The organism is Streptomyces sp. NPDC005962 (assembly GCF_040629205.1).
Taxonomy (GTDB): domain Bacteria; phylum Actinomycetota; class Actinomycetes; order Streptomycetales; family Streptomycetaceae; genus Streptomyces.
In genome coordinates this window covers 206,771-221,842 of record NZ_JBEXVE010000007.1, presented here as the reverse complement: position 1 = coordinate 221,842, position 15,072 = coordinate 206,771, and the positions used below count along the sequence as shown (strand labels likewise).

The 15,072-nt window shown below is 71.4% G+C and carries 12 protein-coding genes; 4 read left to right on the top strand and 8 right to left on the bottom strand.

The genetic code is table 11. The features are described from left to right. Positions 1–134 precede the first annotated feature (134 nt). Positions 135–1,439 (top strand): MFS transporter, encoded by a 1,305-nt coding sequence (locus ABZ370_RS14715; RefSeq protein WP_358620182.1) that lies wholly within the window; start codon positions 135–137, stop codon positions 1,437–1,439. Positions 1,440–1,480: 41 nt separating this feature from the next. Here the strand turns inward: ABZ370_RS14715 and ABZ370_RS14710 are convergent, their stop codons facing one another. The 7 genes from ABZ370_RS14710 to ABZ370_RS14680 all read right to left on the bottom strand — a co-directional run bounded on the left by ABZ370_RS14710 (position 1,481) and on the right by ABZ370_RS14680 (position 9,423). Further along, positions 1,481–2,518, bottom strand: coding sequence for an LLM class flavin-dependent oxidoreductase (locus ABZ370_RS14710; protein ID WP_358620181.1), 1,038 nt, complete (start codon positions 2,516–2,518; stop codon positions 1,481–1,483). Further along, on the bottom strand, positions 2,515–4,371 hold the full coding sequence (locus ABZ370_RS14705; protein WP_358620179.1) for an ABC transporter ATP-binding protein: 1,857 nt from the start codon (positions 4,369–4,371) through the stop codon (positions 2,515–2,517). Before ABZ370_RS14705 ends, ABZ370_RS14710 begins: the two co-directional genes overlap by 4 nt. Next, positions 4,368–5,231, bottom strand: a complete 864-nt coding sequence (locus tag ABZ370_RS14700; RefSeq protein ID WP_358620177.1) for an ABC transporter permease — start codon at positions 5,229–5,231, stop codon at positions 4,368–4,370. The genes ABZ370_RS14705 and ABZ370_RS14700 overlap by 4 nt, the downstream gene beginning before the upstream one ends. Positions 5,232–5,250: 19 nt before the next feature. Next, entirely contained in the window at positions 5,251–6,195 is a 945-nt protein-coding gene (locus ABZ370_RS14695; RefSeq protein WP_358620175.1) for an ABC transporter permease, read from the bottom strand. 2 nt (positions 6,196–6,197) lie between these two features. Beyond that, on the bottom strand, positions 6,198–7,787 hold the full coding sequence (locus tag ABZ370_RS14690) for an ABC transporter substrate-binding protein (RefSeq protein WP_358620173.1): 1,590 nt from the start codon (positions 7,785–7,787) through the stop codon (positions 6,198–6,200). A gap of 258 nt (positions 7,788–8,045) precedes the next feature. Next, entirely contained in the window at positions 8,046–8,141 is a 96-nt protein-coding gene (locus tag ABZ370_RS14685) for a putative leader peptide (protein WP_358620394.1), read from the bottom strand. 55 nt (positions 8,142–8,196) lie between these two features. Continuing rightward, positions 8,197–9,423: an ROK family transcriptional regulator gene (locus ABZ370_RS14680; RefSeq protein ID WP_358620171.1), complete on the bottom strand. Its 1,227-nt coding sequence runs from the start codon at positions 9,421–9,423 to the stop codon at positions 8,197–8,199. 419 nt (positions 9,424–9,842) lie between these two features. Here ABZ370_RS14680 and ABZ370_RS14675 point away from each other — a divergent pair, with 419 nt between their 5' ends. After that, a complete protein-coding gene (locus ABZ370_RS14675) occupies positions 9,843–10,805 on the top strand; it encodes a TauD/TfdA family dioxygenase (RefSeq protein ID WP_358620169.1) in 963 nt (320 codons plus the stop codon). 63 nt (positions 10,806–10,868) lie between these two features. Here ABZ370_RS14675 and ABZ370_RS14670 read toward each other — a convergent pair whose 3' ends face one another. Next, complete coding sequence (locus ABZ370_RS14670; RefSeq protein ID WP_358620167.1) at positions 10,869–11,852, bottom strand: chlorophyllase; 984 nt, start codon at positions 11,850–11,852, stop codon at positions 10,869–10,871. Between the two features lie 451 nt (positions 11,853–12,303). Between ABZ370_RS14670 and ABZ370_RS14665 the strand changes: the two genes are divergently transcribed. Both ABZ370_RS14665 and ABZ370_RS14660 read left to right on the top strand, forming a co-directional pair. Then, a complete protein-coding gene (locus tag ABZ370_RS14665; protein WP_358620165.1) occupies positions 12,304–13,716 on the top strand; it encodes a family 2B encapsulin nanocompartment shell protein in 1,413 nt (470 codons plus the stop codon). A 116-nt stretch (positions 13,717–13,832) separates the two neighbouring features. Further along, positions 13,833–15,059 carry a family 2 encapsulin nanocompartment cargo protein terpene cyclase gene (locus ABZ370_RS14660; protein WP_358620163.1) on the top strand — a complete coding sequence of 409 codons (1,227 nt, stop codon included), beginning with the start codon at positions 13,833–13,835 and terminating at the stop codon, positions 15,057–15,059. The last annotated feature ends 13 nt before the right edge of the window (positions 15,060–15,072 follow it).

Below are 15,072 nucleotides of genomic sequence, written 5' to 3'. Positions count from 1 at the left end.
GGGCCGGTGCACGAGGATGAGCACTGCACGAAACCACGCACACGCCCGTACCCGCCCGCGCAGACCGACAGACCGACAGGCCGACAGGCCGACAGGCCGACAGGCCGACAGGCCGACAGACCGATGGACACCCGATGACCGATCTCCTCTCCCGGGTCCTGGCCCGAACCGGCCGGACCACCCGGGCGTCCAAACCGCCCCGCGAACGGACCTGGAAGGACCTGTCGCCGCTGCTGCGGCTGCTGATCCTGACGCAGCTCGCCTTCAACGTCGGGTTCTACGCCGTGCTGCCGTTCCTCGCCGAGCACCTCGGCACCGCGATCGGCATGGCGGGCTGGCTGGTCGGGTTCGTCCTGGGCTTGAGGACCTTCAGCCAGCAGGGTCTGTTCGTGGTCGGCGGCTGGCTGGTGGACCGGCACGGTGTGCGGCCGGTCGTGCTGGCCGGATGTGTGCTGCGGATCGCCGGGTTCGCCTGGCTGGGGTACGCGGAGTCGGTCTGGACCGTGGTCGGCGCGGTGCTGCTGATCGGTTTCGCCGCCGCGCTGTTCTCACCGGCGGTGGAATCCGAGGTGGCCCGGCAGGCGGTGATCTGGGAGGAGGAGGGCCGCGGTCCCCGGACCAGAGTGCTGGCCCTGCTCAGCGCGGCGGGGCAGGCCGGGGCCTTCATCGGGCCGCTGCTCGGCGGTCTGCTGCTGGTCGTGGACTTCCGCACCGCGTGCCTCGCGGGCGCGGGGGTCTTCGTCCTCGTCCTCGCCGGGCACGCGCGGCTGATGCCGCAGCACATCCCCGGCCGGGCCCGCACCCGGGAGCGGGGCGGGGTGCGCGCGATGCTGGCGAACCGCCGCTTCCTGGCGCTGTGCTGCGCGTACGGCACCTATCTGCTCGCCTACAACCAGCTCTATCTCGCGCTGCCGGAGGAGGTGGAGCGCGCGACGGGTTCCCAGACTTCCCTGTCCTGGCTGTTCGCGCTCTCCTCCCTGCTGGTCGTGTGCGCCCAGCTCCCGGTGACCCGCTGGGCGGGTGAGCGGCTCGATCTGCGCCGCTCGATGGCGGGCGGGCTGCTGCTCATCGCGGCGGGTTTCGCGGTCGTGGCCGCCGCCCGCCCGGCGGAGTGGTCGGGGGCCGTGGGGCTGCTGCCCGCCGCGGGGTTCATCGTCCTGCTCACCGTGGGCCAGATGCTGGTCGTCCCCGCCGCCCGCGCCTGGGTGCCCGACCTCGCCGAGAGCGGACGGCTCGGCCTCTACACCGGCGCGCTGTCCTCCGTATCCGGCCTGATCGTCCTCATCGGCAGCTCGGCCACTGGCTCCCTGCTCGACCTGGGCCTCCCGGTCGCCGTGCCCTGGCTGGTGCTCGCCGCCGTTCCGGCCCTCGCGGTGCCGCTGCTCCCCCACCGCCGGGAACCGGCCGGGGCCGCGGAAACGCGTTCCGACCCGTCCTGACCGGCTGCCCGCTCCCCCGTTGGGCAGGCGAATTCGCCGGTTCAGGCGGCCGGGTGCCAGCCCAGGACCGGGCCGAGGCGGGTGGCGATGTCGGTGAGGATCTGGACGTAGTCCTCGTGGCCGAAGGTGAAGGGCAGCGCGAACGCGACCTCCTCGACCTCCCGGAACGCGGCGTGGGAGGCGAGGCGTTCGGCGATCTCCTCGGAGGTGCCGACGAGATCGGGCGCGAACATCATGCGCGCCGGTCCCTGGGGCGTGGCGGTGCGCGGCAGCCGCCCCCGCGCGTACTGCTCGTACTTCGCGCGCTGCTCCGCCGAGGCGGTGTCCGTGGGGATGACGACGAGTCCTTGGGAGACGCGGGCCCGGTCGCCGTCGGGGTGGTGGGCGCGGAAGGTCCGTATGTGGGAGAGCTGGATCTCGGCGAAGTCCTCGGACTCCTCCGCCTTCACGACGCTGCTGGTCAGCAGGTTCATTCCCTGCTCACCGGCCCAGCGGGCCGACCGCAGGCTGCCGCCGCCGTACCACATGCGGCGGCCGAGCCCCGGGGCGTGCGGCTGGACGCGGTCGGAGAACACCTCGAAGCCCTCGGTACCGCTGAAGTCGGTGACCGGTTCGCCGCGTACGCAGTCCAGCAGGCGTCGTACGCGCTCGTGGCTGAAGTCCTCGGTGTCGGCCGTGTCGGGGTAGAGCGCGCCCTTGACCTGGTCGTAGTGGCCGGGCGGGCCGACGCTGACCCCCGGGTTGAGGCGGCCGCGGGACAAGATGTCGACCGTCGCCAGGTCTTCGGCCAGCCGCAGCGGGTTCTCCCACCCCAGCGGGATGACGGCCGTGCCCAGCTCGATGCGGCTGGTGCGCTGGGATGCCGCCGCCAGGACGGCGACGGGCGAGGAGATGCCGTATTGCAGATGCCGGTGACGCACCCAGGCGCTGTCGAATCCCAGGCGTTCGCCCAGTTCGATGATCTCCAGTGTCGACTCGTGGCCCCGGTGGGGGTCGGCCTCGTCGAACAGCCCTATGGTCAGGAAGCCGAGCTTCCGCAAGGGTTTCGAGGTCACCGGCGTCCGCTTGTGTGTCGTCATACCGTGTGAGTCTCCAGCACCGCGGCGGCGGCCGGGGCGGGATCGGGGGCAGCCGCCAACAGCGCGCTGGTGTAGGGGTGCTGCGGGTTGACGCACACCTCGTCCGCGGGTCTCGTCTCGACGATCCGGCCCCGGTGCATGACCGCGATGCGGTGGCTGACCTGCCGTACGACCGCCAGGTCGTGGGCGATGAACAGCAGGGCGAGGCCGAGGTCGCGCTGCAGATCGGCCAGCAGGTTGACGATCTGGGCCTGTACCGAGACGTCGAGGGCCGAGACGGGTTCATCGCACAGCAGCACGGACGGTTCCGGGGCCAGGGCGCGGGCGATGCCGATGCGCTGGCGCTGGCCGCCGGAGAACGCGCGGGGCAGCCGGTCGGCGACGGCCGGGTCCAGCCCGACCAGTTCCAGGAGTTCGGCGACCCGCTGCGCGCGGGCGGCGCGGTCCGGGTGGAGCCCGTGGACGAGGAGGGGTTCGCCCACGATGTCGCCCACGGTCATCCGCGGATTGAGGGAGGCGTACGGGTCCTGGAAGACCATCTGTACCTGGCGGCGCAAGGCCCGCAGCGCGGTGCGGGAGGGCCGGGTCACGTCCTCGCCGCGGAGCCGGATGGTGCCGCCGTCTGCCGGGTGGGCGTGCGCGAGCAGCCGGGCCAGGGTGGATTTACCGGACCCGGACTCGCCGACGATGCCGAGGGTGTCCCCCGCGTGCAGGGTGAGGGAGACGTCGTCGACGGCGACGAGCGGGGCGTGGCGGCGCCCCCGGAACTCCTTGCGCAGGGCGGTGGCCTCCAGCAGCGGTACGGCCTGTTCGGCGGTGGTGCGCGTGACGGGTTCGGCGGGCACGGCGGGCACCGCGACCGGGGACGGCCGCTCGTCTGGGTGCCAGCAGGCCACACCGTCGGCCAGGGGTGGCGCCTCGGCCCGGCACCGCTCGTCCGCCGACGCGCACCGCTGGGCGAACGCGCAGCCGGTGAGCGGCAGCGACAGGTCGGGCAGTGCGCCGGGAATGCCGGTGAGCCGGGTGCCGGAGGGGGAGGACAGCCGCGGTACGGCGGCCAGCAGCCCCGTGGTGTACGGGTGCCGGGGCCGGGTGAGGACGTCGGCCGTCGGGCCGTTCTCGACGACCGTTCCGCCGTACATCACCAGCGCGCGGGCGCAGGAGCGGGAGACGACGCCCATGTTGTGAGTGATGAGGAGCAGGGCCGTGCCGGTCTCCTCGTTAAGCGTGGCCAGCAGCCGCAGGATCTGTTCCTGCACGGTGGCGTCGAGTGCCGTGGTCGGCTCGTCGGCCACCAGGACGTCCGGTTCGCCCGCGAGGGCCATCGCGATGAGAATGCGCTGGCGCTGGCCCCCGGAGAACTGGTGCGGGTAGTCGTTCAGCCTGCGCCGCGGATCGGGGATGCCCACCTGGTCGAGCAGTTCCTCGGCGCGTGCCCGGCGAGTGGCGCGGTCGCCATGGCGGTGGGCGCGCAGCACCTCGTCGAGCTGGGTGCGGACCGAGAGGACGGGGTTGAGGGAGGTCATCGGGTCCTGAAAGATCGTCCCGATCCGGGCGCCGCGCACCGCGCGCAGCTCCTCCTCGGTGGCGGCGGCGAGGTCGGTGCCGTCCAGCAGCACCGATCCGGCCGTGATCCGTCCCGTCCCGGGCAGCATCCGGGTCAGCGCCAGCGCGGTGGTGGACTTTCCGGAGCCGGACTCGCCGACGACGGCGAGGGTTTCGCCGCGCTCCAGGGTGAAGTCCACATCGCGTACGGCGTGGACGGTGCGTCCGTCCGGTGTGCGGAAGTCGACGCTGAGGCCGCGTACGTCCAGCAAGGGGGATACTGAAGGGGGTGCCAGGGGGGATGTCATCGGCGGATCTCCCGGTTCAGGGCCTCGGACAGCAGCGAGAAACCGAGGACGAGCAGGGTGACGGAGAGCATGGGGCCCGCGGCGAAGAAGGGTGCCTGGGCCAGATAGGGCAGCGCCTGGCTGAGCAGGCTGCCGAGGGTGGGTTCGGGCGGGCGTACGCCGACCCCGAGGAAGCTCATCGCGCCTTCGAGGAAGACGGCGATGGTGAAGGAGACGCCGAGCTGGACGACCAGCGGGTCGGCGCAGTTGGGCAGGATGTGCCGCAGCAGCAGCCGCACCCGGCCGGTGCCGCCGACCCGCGCGGCGACGGCGTACTCGCGCTCACGCTGGACGATGATGGCGCCGCGCAACTGCCTGCCGAACACGGGGATTTCGGCCAGCGCGATGACGACGATCACCGGTAGCCGCCCGGGGCCGAGGACCGCGGTGATGGCGAGCGCCAGGATCAGCCCCGGGAAGGCCAGCACCAGGTCGAACAGCCGCTGTGCCACGGTGTCCAGCACCGGGTGTACCGCGGCGAGCAGCGCGAAGGCGCAGCCCAGCAGGGCTCCGAGGGGCACTCCGATGGCGATCACCTCCAAGTCGGCGCGGATGCCGTACAGCACCCGGCTGAACAGGTCGCGGCCCAGGTCGTCGGTGCCGAGCAGGTGTCCGGCGCCGCCGGGGCCCAACAGGGTGTCGCCGCTCTGGTCGGTGGGGTCGTGCGCGGTGAGCAGGGGTGCGAGCAGGCCGCCGAGCACCACCAGACCGACCAGCAGCAGGCCGATGCGGCCCCGGGTGGTGGTGAGGGCGGTGAGATAGGGGTGGCGGGCGGCCCGCTTGCGCACCCTTCGTGCCGTCGCGGTCGAGAGCGTGGTCATGGTGGAGTTCACTCCCGTTTCAGTCCCACCGGATGCGCGGGTCGAGCAGCGCGTAGACGATGTCGGTCAGCAGTTGGACGATGACGAACACGGCGACCAGGAGCAGCAGCACGTCCTGGACGACCGGGTAGTCGCGCCGGGTCAGCGCCTGGTCGGCGAGTTGGCCGAGGCCCGGCCAGGCGAAGATGGCCTCCACCAGGACGGCGCCACCGAGGAGCTGGCCGGTCTGGATACCGAGCAGGGTGACGACGGGGGGCAGGGCGTTGGGGAGGGCGTGCCGCCACAGCAGTCTGCGCCGATGTACTCCGGCCGCGGTGGCGGTGCGGATGTAGTCCTCGCCGAGGGCGCGTTCCAGGCTGTCCTTCAGGTAGCGGCCCAGCACGGCCGCGCTGGGCAGGGCCAGGCACAGCGAGGGCAGCAGCAGGTATTGCAGCTCCAGGTCGGGCGCTTCGAAGAGCCCGACCCGGCCGCCGGACGGCAGCACGACGAACTGCACCGCGAGGATCAGTACCAGCACCACGCCGGTCACGAACGGCGGGACCGCGAGGGCGGCGGTGGTGAACGCCCGTACGGCCGCCCGCACTATGGGGCGCCGGGAGGTGGCGCCGAGCACGCCGAGCAGCAGGCCCAGGGCCACGGTGAAGAACAGCGCGCCCGCGGTGAGTTCGGCGGTGGCCGCGAATCCGTCACCGATCAGATCGGCGACTTCTCCGCCGATGGCGTACGACGGGCCGAGCTCGCCGGTGACCAGGTCGCCGATCCAGCTCAGGTACTGGGTCAGGATCGGCTGGTCGAGGCGGAGTTGGTGGCGGATGGCCTCGACGGACGCGGGTGAGGCGTCCGGCCCGGCGAGCGCGTCCGCGGCGTCGCCGGGGACGAGCCGGAGGATCGCGAAGATCAGGAAGGAGGCGAGGAGGAGGACCAGCAACGCCGAGGGGATTTTCTTCAGGAGATAGCCACGCATGGTCAGTCCAGGTAGGCGTTGTCGAGGTTGAGATAGGTGTATTTGTTGAGCGTCGGCCCGTGCAGTCTCTCCGTCGCCACCTGCACCGCGTCCTCGATGGCGAGGTCGATGATGAACGCCTGGTCGAGGAGGAGGTCGGAGACGTGTCGGTAGCGGGCGTGCGCCTCGGCTCCGTCGGCGTCCTTGTGCTTCCAGGCCGCGTGGACGGCCTCGGTGTACTCCGGGGAGCGGTAGTGCGAGGTGTTCTTGGCCTCGTTGAAGGGGTACGCGCTGATGGCCAGGGTCGAGGGGTGTACCTGCGCGAAGGCGTGGCTGTTGATCCACAGCGTGGGCATCGTGCCGGAGATCAGCTGCTTCTGGAACACGGCCGCGTCGGTGGGTTCCAGCTGGGTCTTGATGCCCGCCTCCTTCAGGTCGTTCTGCACGATCTCGGCGATGGTGGTGTGCACCGAGGTGGTGGGGTGGCCCAGCGGCAGGGTCTGCTTCGTGGACACCCCGGAGGATTTCAGCAGTTCACGGGCCTTGGCCGGGTTGTGGGTGTAGTGGGAGCGGGTGGCCTCGCTGTGCGCGGGCGAGGACCTGGGCCAGGGCGCCGCCGAGGCGAGGCCGTAGCCGCCGAGTGCCTGCGCCACGATCCGCTCCCGGTCCACCGCCCAGGCGATGGCCTGGCGGAACGTCTTGTTGTCGGCCGGTGCCTTGGTGACGGTGGCGCCGATGTACATGGCGCCGGTGCCGGTGTCGTATTGCTCGATGCTGAAGCTCGCGCCGACCTTGAGCGTGGCCAGGTAATTGCCCGGGACGCGGTACGACAACTGCGCCTGTCCCGAGCGCAGCGCGGACAGCAGGGCGTCCGGCTGGGTGTAGACGCGGAGTTCGACGGCGTCGAGGTAGGGGCGGTCCGGAACCCAGTACCTGTCGTTGCGTACGAGGCTCAGGCCCACCCCCGGCTTCCGGCTGACGAACTTGAACGGGCCGGTGCCGTTGAGCTTCCTGCCCGCCACCGTGTCGTCGATCGTGTGCCGGTCCGCGATGATCATGAATTCGAAGAGGTCGAAGAGGTTGCTCACCGGGTGGGCGAGTCTCAGCACCAGCTCATGGTCGCCACGTTTCTCGAAACCGTTCACCGCCTTCGCGGTGGCGGCGAGCTGGGACGAACGCTCCGGCTTCCGCAGGTTCTTGACGGCGAAGATGACGTCGTCCGCGGTGAACGGGCGGCCGTCGTGGTAGGTGACGTCGTCGCGCAGCTTGAGCGTGATGCTGCGGCCGTCGGCGGCGTAACTCCACGACGTGGCCAGCTCCGGATGGGGCCGCAGCTGTTCGTCGTAGCGGATGAGGGTGTTGTAGATCAGCCGGTTCTGCAGCGACTGGTCGGCCTGGGTGAACAGCAGGGAGGGCTCGAAGTCCTCGTCGACCGCGACCGTGAGCGTCCCGCCGCGCTTGGGTCCGCCCGCCGACCCGCCGACCGACGAGACGGCGGAACGGCAGCCGGTCAGCGCGCCACCCGCCCCGAGCAGCAGGGCACCGGAACCGGCGGCCCGCAGGGCGGTGCGCCGGGACAGCGGGTCCGGCGGCGGGAGGGGAGGTGTGCGCATGAGGGAAGACCCATTTCTTTTCGCTTCGGCAGGAAGTAATCGAGGCCGGGCGGGAACCGCGCGGTCACCGGCGCACGGCAGCGCGGGGACGGCGTCCGCCGCGCGGTGGGGGTGGGGCAGGCGCGATGAGCTGATGCGCTGTGAGGTGGTCCGGGCCGCCGGACGCGGAGTCAGGCTGGGTCGGCGGCGGACCAGCGGTGCGTCACCGGCTGCGCTTCACCGACTGTGCGTCACCGGCTGCGCTTCACCGGGTGCGCGTCACCGGCAGGCAGCACAGATCGCGCTGGCCTGTCGACACAGATCGACATGGCAGCGGGAGACGAGGCGCAGGTCCGGGGGCACGCGCAGCAGAATGGCAGCGGTCCCGCACGATGGTCAACAACCGTGCGGGCAGGGTGGCTTGCCTGGCCTACGGGAGCATTGCGGCCGTGTTGCGACAAGCTTGCAGCGGGCTTGTGAGCAGCGGATTCAGTACAACGGTGGCGGCCGCCACCAGAAGTGCCACCGGTCCAGCATGTGGGACCACGATCCGCTCGGGGTCGTCGCAGACATGTGCGTGCGCGATCGCGGCCGTCCGGATCTCCTCCAGGTACGCGGGCTGGAGCGTGCTCGACCGCTCGGTGATCACCACCAGATCGGGGTTGAGCACATCGAGGAGCAGCCCGGTCGCCCGGCCCACCGCCCGCGCTCGTTCCCGTAGCAGCGTGTCGGCCCGCCGGTCCCCCGCTGCCGCCGCGTCCACGAGCAGACCGGCGTCGGGCTCGGGGATCAGGCCCGCCGCCACCGCGCGCCGGGTGAGGACGGTGTCGGAGACGGTCGCCTCCAGGCAGCCGGTGCGGCCGCACGGACACGGCGCCGTGCTGTCCGGCACCGGCAGGTGCGCCACGTCACCGGCCCCCGACCTGGGTCCGCTGTGCACGACGCCCGCGATGGCGAGCGCCGCGTCCACCACGTTGCCGACGAACAGGTGCACCAGGGAGCGCCGTGCCTCCGGCCGCCCGAACAGCAGCTCGGAACGGGCGACGGCACGGGCGTGGTTGTCGACCCGGACGGGCAGCCCGGTATGCTGCCGGAGGTCCGTTCCCAGCGGGTAGTGGTCCCAGCCGAGCGCCTCATGCCGTACGACGGTGCCGAGGTCAGGGTCCACCCAGCCGCCGATGGCCGCGCCCACGCCGAGGAGCTTGGCACCGTCCGGTGTGCGTTCGGCGAGGAAGGTGGCCAGCGCCCGCCCGAGGCGTTCCCGCAGCTCGGTGGTGGGTATTCCGTCGTGCGGGAAGTCCTGCCGGGCCACGACCGTGCCGCGCAGATCCGTCAGGCCGAAGCCCGATCCGGGGACGCCGATGTGCACGCCCGCCACGAGTGGCCCGCCCGCGTCGCCGGTGTGCAGGTCCACCGGGATCTGCGGTCTGCCCACCCCGCTCGCGGCGACCAGCTCGGGCACCTCGCGCACCAGACCGAGCCGGGTCAGGTCGGTGCACTGCCGGGAGACGGCCGCCGGACTCAGCCCGGCCAGCCGGGCGATGCCGCTGCGGGCCACCGGGCCGTGGTCGAGCACGGCACGCAGCACCGACGCGGCATTGGCCTCCCGGCGGCCGTCGCCGGAGGTACGGGCGCCCGGGGGCGGGCTGGTGGGCATGGCGGTCCTCCTGGTGGGTGGAGTGATGAGCTCCCAACATGCCGTGCGCGGTGGTGTTCTGGCGACCTGCGGCGGGCCCGGGTGTCAGGCGTGTTGCAGGGTCGTGAAACCGACCCTGGACACCTTGACCGGCCATCAGCACGATGCCCAAGCTCGTGGACGTGACCGCGATGACTCTCCGCGCTCCGCGGCCTTGTGCGGGCCCGGGGCGCCCCGCCGCCCGCGCCGGGTGTGCGTGTCGCTGACCGCACGGCGCCCTCCCCCTCTCCGCTCTCGCGGGCTTTCGAGCCTGTGAGCCTTCGGGCCTTGCGGGCCTCGCTGGCCCATCCAGTTTCATCCGCGTCGCGTTTCACCTGCGCGGATTTCCTTCCGCTCCGACAGCAACGAAATCGACACCCACCCAGGCGAAGGGACCCTCCATGACGTTCACCGCACCCGCCCCGGCCACCACCGCCCTCACCGTCGAGAAGGTCGGCGGCCGCATCGGGGCCGTGATCTCCGGAGTGCGGCTCGGCGGCGATCTGGACGAGGCCACGGTGGCCGCGATCCGCGCCGCCGCGCTCCAGCACAAGGTCGTCTTCTTCCGCGACCAACACCACCTCGACGCCGACAGCCACGAGGCGTTCGGCAGGCTCCTCGGCGAGCCCGTCGCGCACCCCACCGTGCCCTCCGCCGACGGCCGCTACGCGTTCCCCATCGACAACGAACACGGCGGCCGCGCCAACCAGTGGCACACCGACGTCACGTTCGTGCCCGCGTATCCGGCGTTCTCCATCCTGCGCGCCGAGGTCATCCCGCCCTACGGCGGCAACACCCTCTGGTCCAACACCGCCGCCGCGTACGCGAAACTCCCCGAGCCGCTGCGGGTGCTGGCCGACAGCCTGCGCGGCGTGCACACCAACGACTACGACTACGCCGCCAGCCGACCCGACGCACCGGCCGCGGCGCTGAAGCAGCACCTCACGGTGTTCACCGCGGTCAAGTTCCAGACCGAGCACCCGGTGGTACGCGTCCATCCCGAGACCGGCGAACGCACCTTGATCCTGGGGAACTTCATTCAGAAGCTCACCGGCTTCAACCGCCACGACTCGCGCGCCCTCATCGACATCCTCCAGTCGCACGTCGAGCGTCCGGAGAACACGGTCCGCTGGCAGTGGCGCGCCGGTGACGTCGCCATCTGGGACAACCGCGCCACCCAGCACTACGGCGTCGACGACTCCGACGCCCACGAGCGCACCCTGCGCCGTGTCACCATCGACGGCGATGTGCCGGTCGGCGTGGACGGCCGCCACTCGGTGCTGCTCGCGCCGGAGTCGGTGCCCGAGCCCGCGTACGGCATCGCCTCGGGTGCCTCCACCGACGGAGTGGTGGCGCAGGCCTGACCCGACGAACGCCCGCGGCGGACCGGCCACACCTCGTCATCTGGTCCGCCGCGCCTCGTCGGTCTACTTGGACTCGGCCTTGGACTCGACCTTGGACTCGACTCGTCCGAGCGGGTCGGGGCCGGAGGTCAGGGCGTCACACGCCGTCTGCCAGGCGGCGTCCCCGGGGTACAGCTCGGTGCGGAGGTAGGCCCAGGTGAGCCGCTGGACGGCGGACACCCGATCGAGGTTCTCGTCCGTGGTCTCGGCGACGTCGTATCCGGCGACCCCGCCGAGCCCGTGCTCCGCGTCGAACAGCGTGAGCAGGGACTTGGGGCCCGGGGAGAGGACGTACGGATCGGTGTGCCAGCCCGGTCCCATGACCGTCAGGTGGGCGGAGGCGTCCTTGTCTCCGGCGACGACGAGCGTGGGCGTCGTCATCGTGGTGAAGTCCGTGGTCAGGAAGAAGGGCATGTTCTCGGCCACGGACGGGGTGAGGGCGTCGCCGCCTCGGCCGGGCGCGGCGAGCAGGACACCCGCCTTGACGCGGGGTTCGGCCAGGTTCACTTCCCGGCCGTCGTGCGGATCGGTGAGCCGGGCACCGAGCAGCAGGCTCGCGGTGTGCCCGCCCATCGAGTGCCCGGCCACGGCGACCTTGCTGTGGTCCACTCGCCCGAGGAGCTGCGGGACGGCCGCCTCGATCGCGTCGAGCTGGTCGAGGACGCGCCGCATGTCCTCGGCCCGTGACCGCCAGAACAGGGGCGCCCCGGGGGTCTCGGGATCGAGGCTCAGTGTCCTGGAGCTCAGATGGGTGGGCTGGATGACGACGAAGCCGTGCGCCGCCCAGAAGTTGGCGAGGGGCGCGTAGCCGTTCAGCGAGGAGAGGTGGTTCGAGTAGCCGTGGCCGTGAGAGAGGAGAAGGACCGGCAGGTCGCTCCCGGTCATGGGCGCCGAGACGCGTATCTCCAGGTCCACGGCCCGGCCGGGGGCGGGCAGCGCCAACGGGCTGACCGAGAGGACAGGTGCGGGCGAGCCGAACGGGTCGGCTGTGTACGTCGGTTCACTCATGATGCGGGGTTCCCTTCCATGGCCTTCGACGGCCTTCGCCGCCGCTCGCATGCGACAGGCGGCGTGCGACGGGTGAGGCGGGCAGAAAGCGTCCGGCCTCGGCCACAACCGAAAGCGGAGCGCTGTTCCGATTAATATACGGAGCAGCGTTCCGTTTCGTCAACGGGTCTCGGACGTGCTTCGTGCGCGGAGGCGGAGAGGGAGCGGCGCCGCGCTTCGCGGCGGCGGCGGGCGGGTCTGCGTTCACCGTCGATGACGTCAGCAAACCCCGGGCGGGCCACGATCATCTTATCGAGTTAATGCTGACGGCTTCCTGAGGCCGACCGGGCGCACCGGCCACTACTGTTCCCCGGGTCCGGACGGATTCCCGGACGTTTGTCCCCTCCTTTCCTCTTTTCCGGTGACGCGCATGTGCGCGAGGCCACCGCCGTTACGAAGGAGAGCTCGCCCGATGACTGTTGGTACCAGCCCGGAAGCCCCTCAGGAGTCGCCTCGGCAGTCCAGCCTGAGCACGGCGGCCGCCCGCAACCTTGCCACCACGACCAAGTCCGCGCCGCAGATGCAGGGGATCACCTCGCGCTGGCTGCTGCGGGCACTCCCCTGGGTCGAGGTCAAGGGCGGCACCTACCGGGTGAACCGCCGGCTGAGCTACACCGTCGGCGACGGGCGCGTGGAGTTCGTCCAGGACGGTGCCACCGTGCGGGTGATCCCCCGCGAACTGGGCGAACTGGCCCTGCTGCGCGGCTTCGACGACGTAGACGTGCTGACCGCGCTCGCCGACCGGTGCGTCCAGCGCGACTTCCGTGCCGGGGAAACCCTGGTCGAACGCGGCACGCCCGCCGAGCAGTTCCATATGATCGCCCACGGCCGCGTCCGCCGGACTACGGTCGGCAAGTACGGTGACGAGGTCGCCGTCGCCGTGCTCGCCGACGGCGACCGGTTCGGGGAGGACGCCCTGCTCGACGAGGACGCCCAGTGGGACTCCACCACCACCGCCGAGACCGCGGGCACCCTGCTCACCCTGTCCCGCGCCGACTTCGCCGCCGTGCTGTCCGCGGCGCCGAGCCTCCAGGACCACGTCCGGGAGTTCCGATCACTCCTCGACCGGCGGCAGAACCATCGCGGCGAGGCCGAGATCGCCGTGTCGGCCGGTCACACCGGAGAGCCCGCGCTGACCGGCACGTTCGTCGACTACGAGCTGAAGCCGCGCGAGTACGAACTCTCCGTCGCGCAGACCGTTCTGCGGATGCACACCAGGGTCGCCGACCTCTACAACGAGCCGATGGACCAGACCGAGGAGCAGCTCAGGCTCGTCATCGAGGCGCTGCGGGAGCGCCAGGAACACGAGATGATCAACAACCGGGAGTTCGGTCTGCTCCACAACGCCGACTTCAAGCAGCGCATCCAGACCCACTCCGGGCCGCCCACCCCGGACGACCTCGACGAGCTGCTCTGCCGCCGCCGCGGCTCCAAGTTCTTCCTGGCCCACCCCCGGACGATCGCGGCGATCGGGCGCGAGTTCAACTCCCGCGGGCTCTATCCGACCCACGTCGACCTCGGCGGGCAGCAGGTTCCGGCCTGGCGCGGCGTACCGATCCTGCCGTGCAACAAGATCCCCATCACCAAGGAGAACACCAGCTCGGTGCTGATCATGCGCACCGGGGAGGACAACCAGGGTGTCATCGGTCTGCGTCAGACCGGTCTGCCGGAGGAGTACGAACCGGGGCTGTCGGTGCGCTTCATGGGCATCGACGAAAAGGCGATCATCTCCTACCTCGTCAGCGCCTACTACTCCGCCGCCATCCTGGTGCCGGACGCTCTCGGCGTGCTGGAGAACGTGCAGATCGCCCGCAGCCGCGATTAGCGGGCCTCCCCTGCCCGGCGGCTACGACGGCCCGGCCCCTGCCCGGGCGGGCCGGGCGTGTCGGGCGTGCCCGGGGTCCGTCCGGGACAGCCACCCACCCCATCGAGGAGTCATGGATGCCCGCGCCCGAGTTTTCCCCTCCGACGTGCTTGCCCGGCCCGCCTCGCATCGCCCCTCCCACCGATGCCCCTGCCGTCGACGCCCGTCCCGCAGGCGTCGCCGCCGTCGAGGTGCGCACCGCGGGCGTCGGTCTGGAACGAATCCTGTGTGGCCCCAGCGGCCTGGGCACGGCGGGCCTGCACCCGGCCGCCCGGCGCGCGGAGCCGCCGACTCCGGCGGAGGCCCCGGTGGAGGCTCCGGCGGACGGCACCCCGGTCCCGGGCCTCTACTACCACCCGGTGCCCGAGCCCGATCCCGGGCGGGTGGAGGAGGTCAGCCGCCGGATCAAGGCCTGGGCACTGGACGAGGTCGACCTGTACCCCGACAACTGGGAGGACCAGTTCGACGGCTTCTCGGTGGGGCGCTACATGGTCGCCTGCCACCCCGACGCACCCACCGTCGACCACCTGATGCTTGCCACGCGCCTGATGGTCGCCGAGAACGCGGTGGACGACTGCTATTGCGAGGACCACGGCGGCTCGCCCATCGGTCTCGGCGGACGCCTGCTGCTGGCGCACACCGCCCTCGATCCGCTGCACACGGCGAAGGAGTACGAGCCGCAGTGGGCGGAGTCGCTGCGTTCGGACGCGCCCCGGCGCGCCTACCACTCGGCCATGGAGTACTTCCTCCGCGAGGCCAGCGCCTCCCAGGCCGACCGGCTCCGGCACGACATGGCCCGGCTGCACATGGGATACCTCGCCGAGGCCGCCTGGGCCCAGACGGACCACGTCCCCGAGGTGTGGGAATACCTGGCGATGCGCCAGTTCAACAACTTCCGGCCCTGCCCCACCATCACCGACAGCGTCGGCGGCTACGAACTCCCGGCGGACCTGCACGCCCGGCCCGCCATGCAGCGGGTGATCGCGCTCGCCGGGAACGCCACCACGATCGTGAACGACCTGTACTCGTACACCAAGGAACTCGCCAGTCCCGGCCGTCACCTGAACCTGCCGGTGGTGATCGCCGAACGTGAGGGCGTCTCCGACCGCGAGGCCTATCTGAAGGCGGTCGAGGTCCACAACGACCTCATGCACGACTTCGAGGCCGAAGCCGCGGCCCTGGCCGTCGCCTGTCCCGTCCCGGCCGTGCAGCGCTTTCTGCGGGGCGTGGCCGTGTGGGTCGACGGCAACCACTACTGGCACCAGACCAATACCTACCGCTACAGCCTGCCCGACTTCTGGTAAAGAGAACGGACCT

Coding starts and splice junctions, on each gene's coding strand:
- ABZ370_RS14690 (WP_358620173.1), bottom strand. CDS start 7,787: ATGCGCACACCTCCCCTCCCGCCGCCGGACCCGCTGTCCCGGCGCACC.
- ABZ370_RS14660 (WP_358620163.1), top strand. CDS start 13,833: ATGCCCGCGCCCGAGTTTTCCCCTCCGACGTGCTTGCCCGGCCCGCCT.
- ABZ370_RS14675 (WP_358620169.1), top strand. CDS start 9,843: ATGACGTTCACCGCACCCGCCCCGGCCACCACCGCCCTCACCGTCGAG.
- ABZ370_RS14705 (WP_358620179.1), bottom strand. CDS start 4,371: ATGACATCCCCCCTGGCACCCCCTTCAGTATCCCCCTTGCTGGACGTA.
- ABZ370_RS14710 (WP_358620181.1), bottom strand. CDS start 2,518: ATGACGACACACAAGCGGACGCCGGTGACCTCGAAACCCTTGCGGAAG.
- ABZ370_RS14680 (WP_358620171.1), bottom strand. CDS start 9,423: ATGCCCACCAGCCCGCCCCCGGGCGCCCGTACCTCCGGCGACGGCCGC.
- ABZ370_RS14700 (WP_358620177.1), bottom strand. CDS start 5,231: ATGACCACGCTCTCGACCGCGACGGCACGAAGGGTGCGCAAGCGGGCC.
- ABZ370_RS14670 (WP_358620167.1), bottom strand. CDS start 11,852: ATGAGTGAACCGACGTACACAGCCGACCCGTTCGGCTCGCCCGCACCT.
- ABZ370_RS14695 (WP_358620175.1), bottom strand. CDS start 6,195: ATGCGTGGCTATCTCCTGAAGAAAATCCCCTCGGCGTTGCTGGTCCTC.
- ABZ370_RS14715 (WP_358620182.1), top strand. CDS start 135: ATGACCGATCTCCTCTCCCGGGTCCTGGCCCGAACCGGCCGGACCACC.
- ABZ370_RS14665 (WP_358620165.1), top strand. CDS start 12,304: ATGACTGTTGGTACCAGCCCGGAAGCCCCTCAGGAGTCGCCTCGGCAG.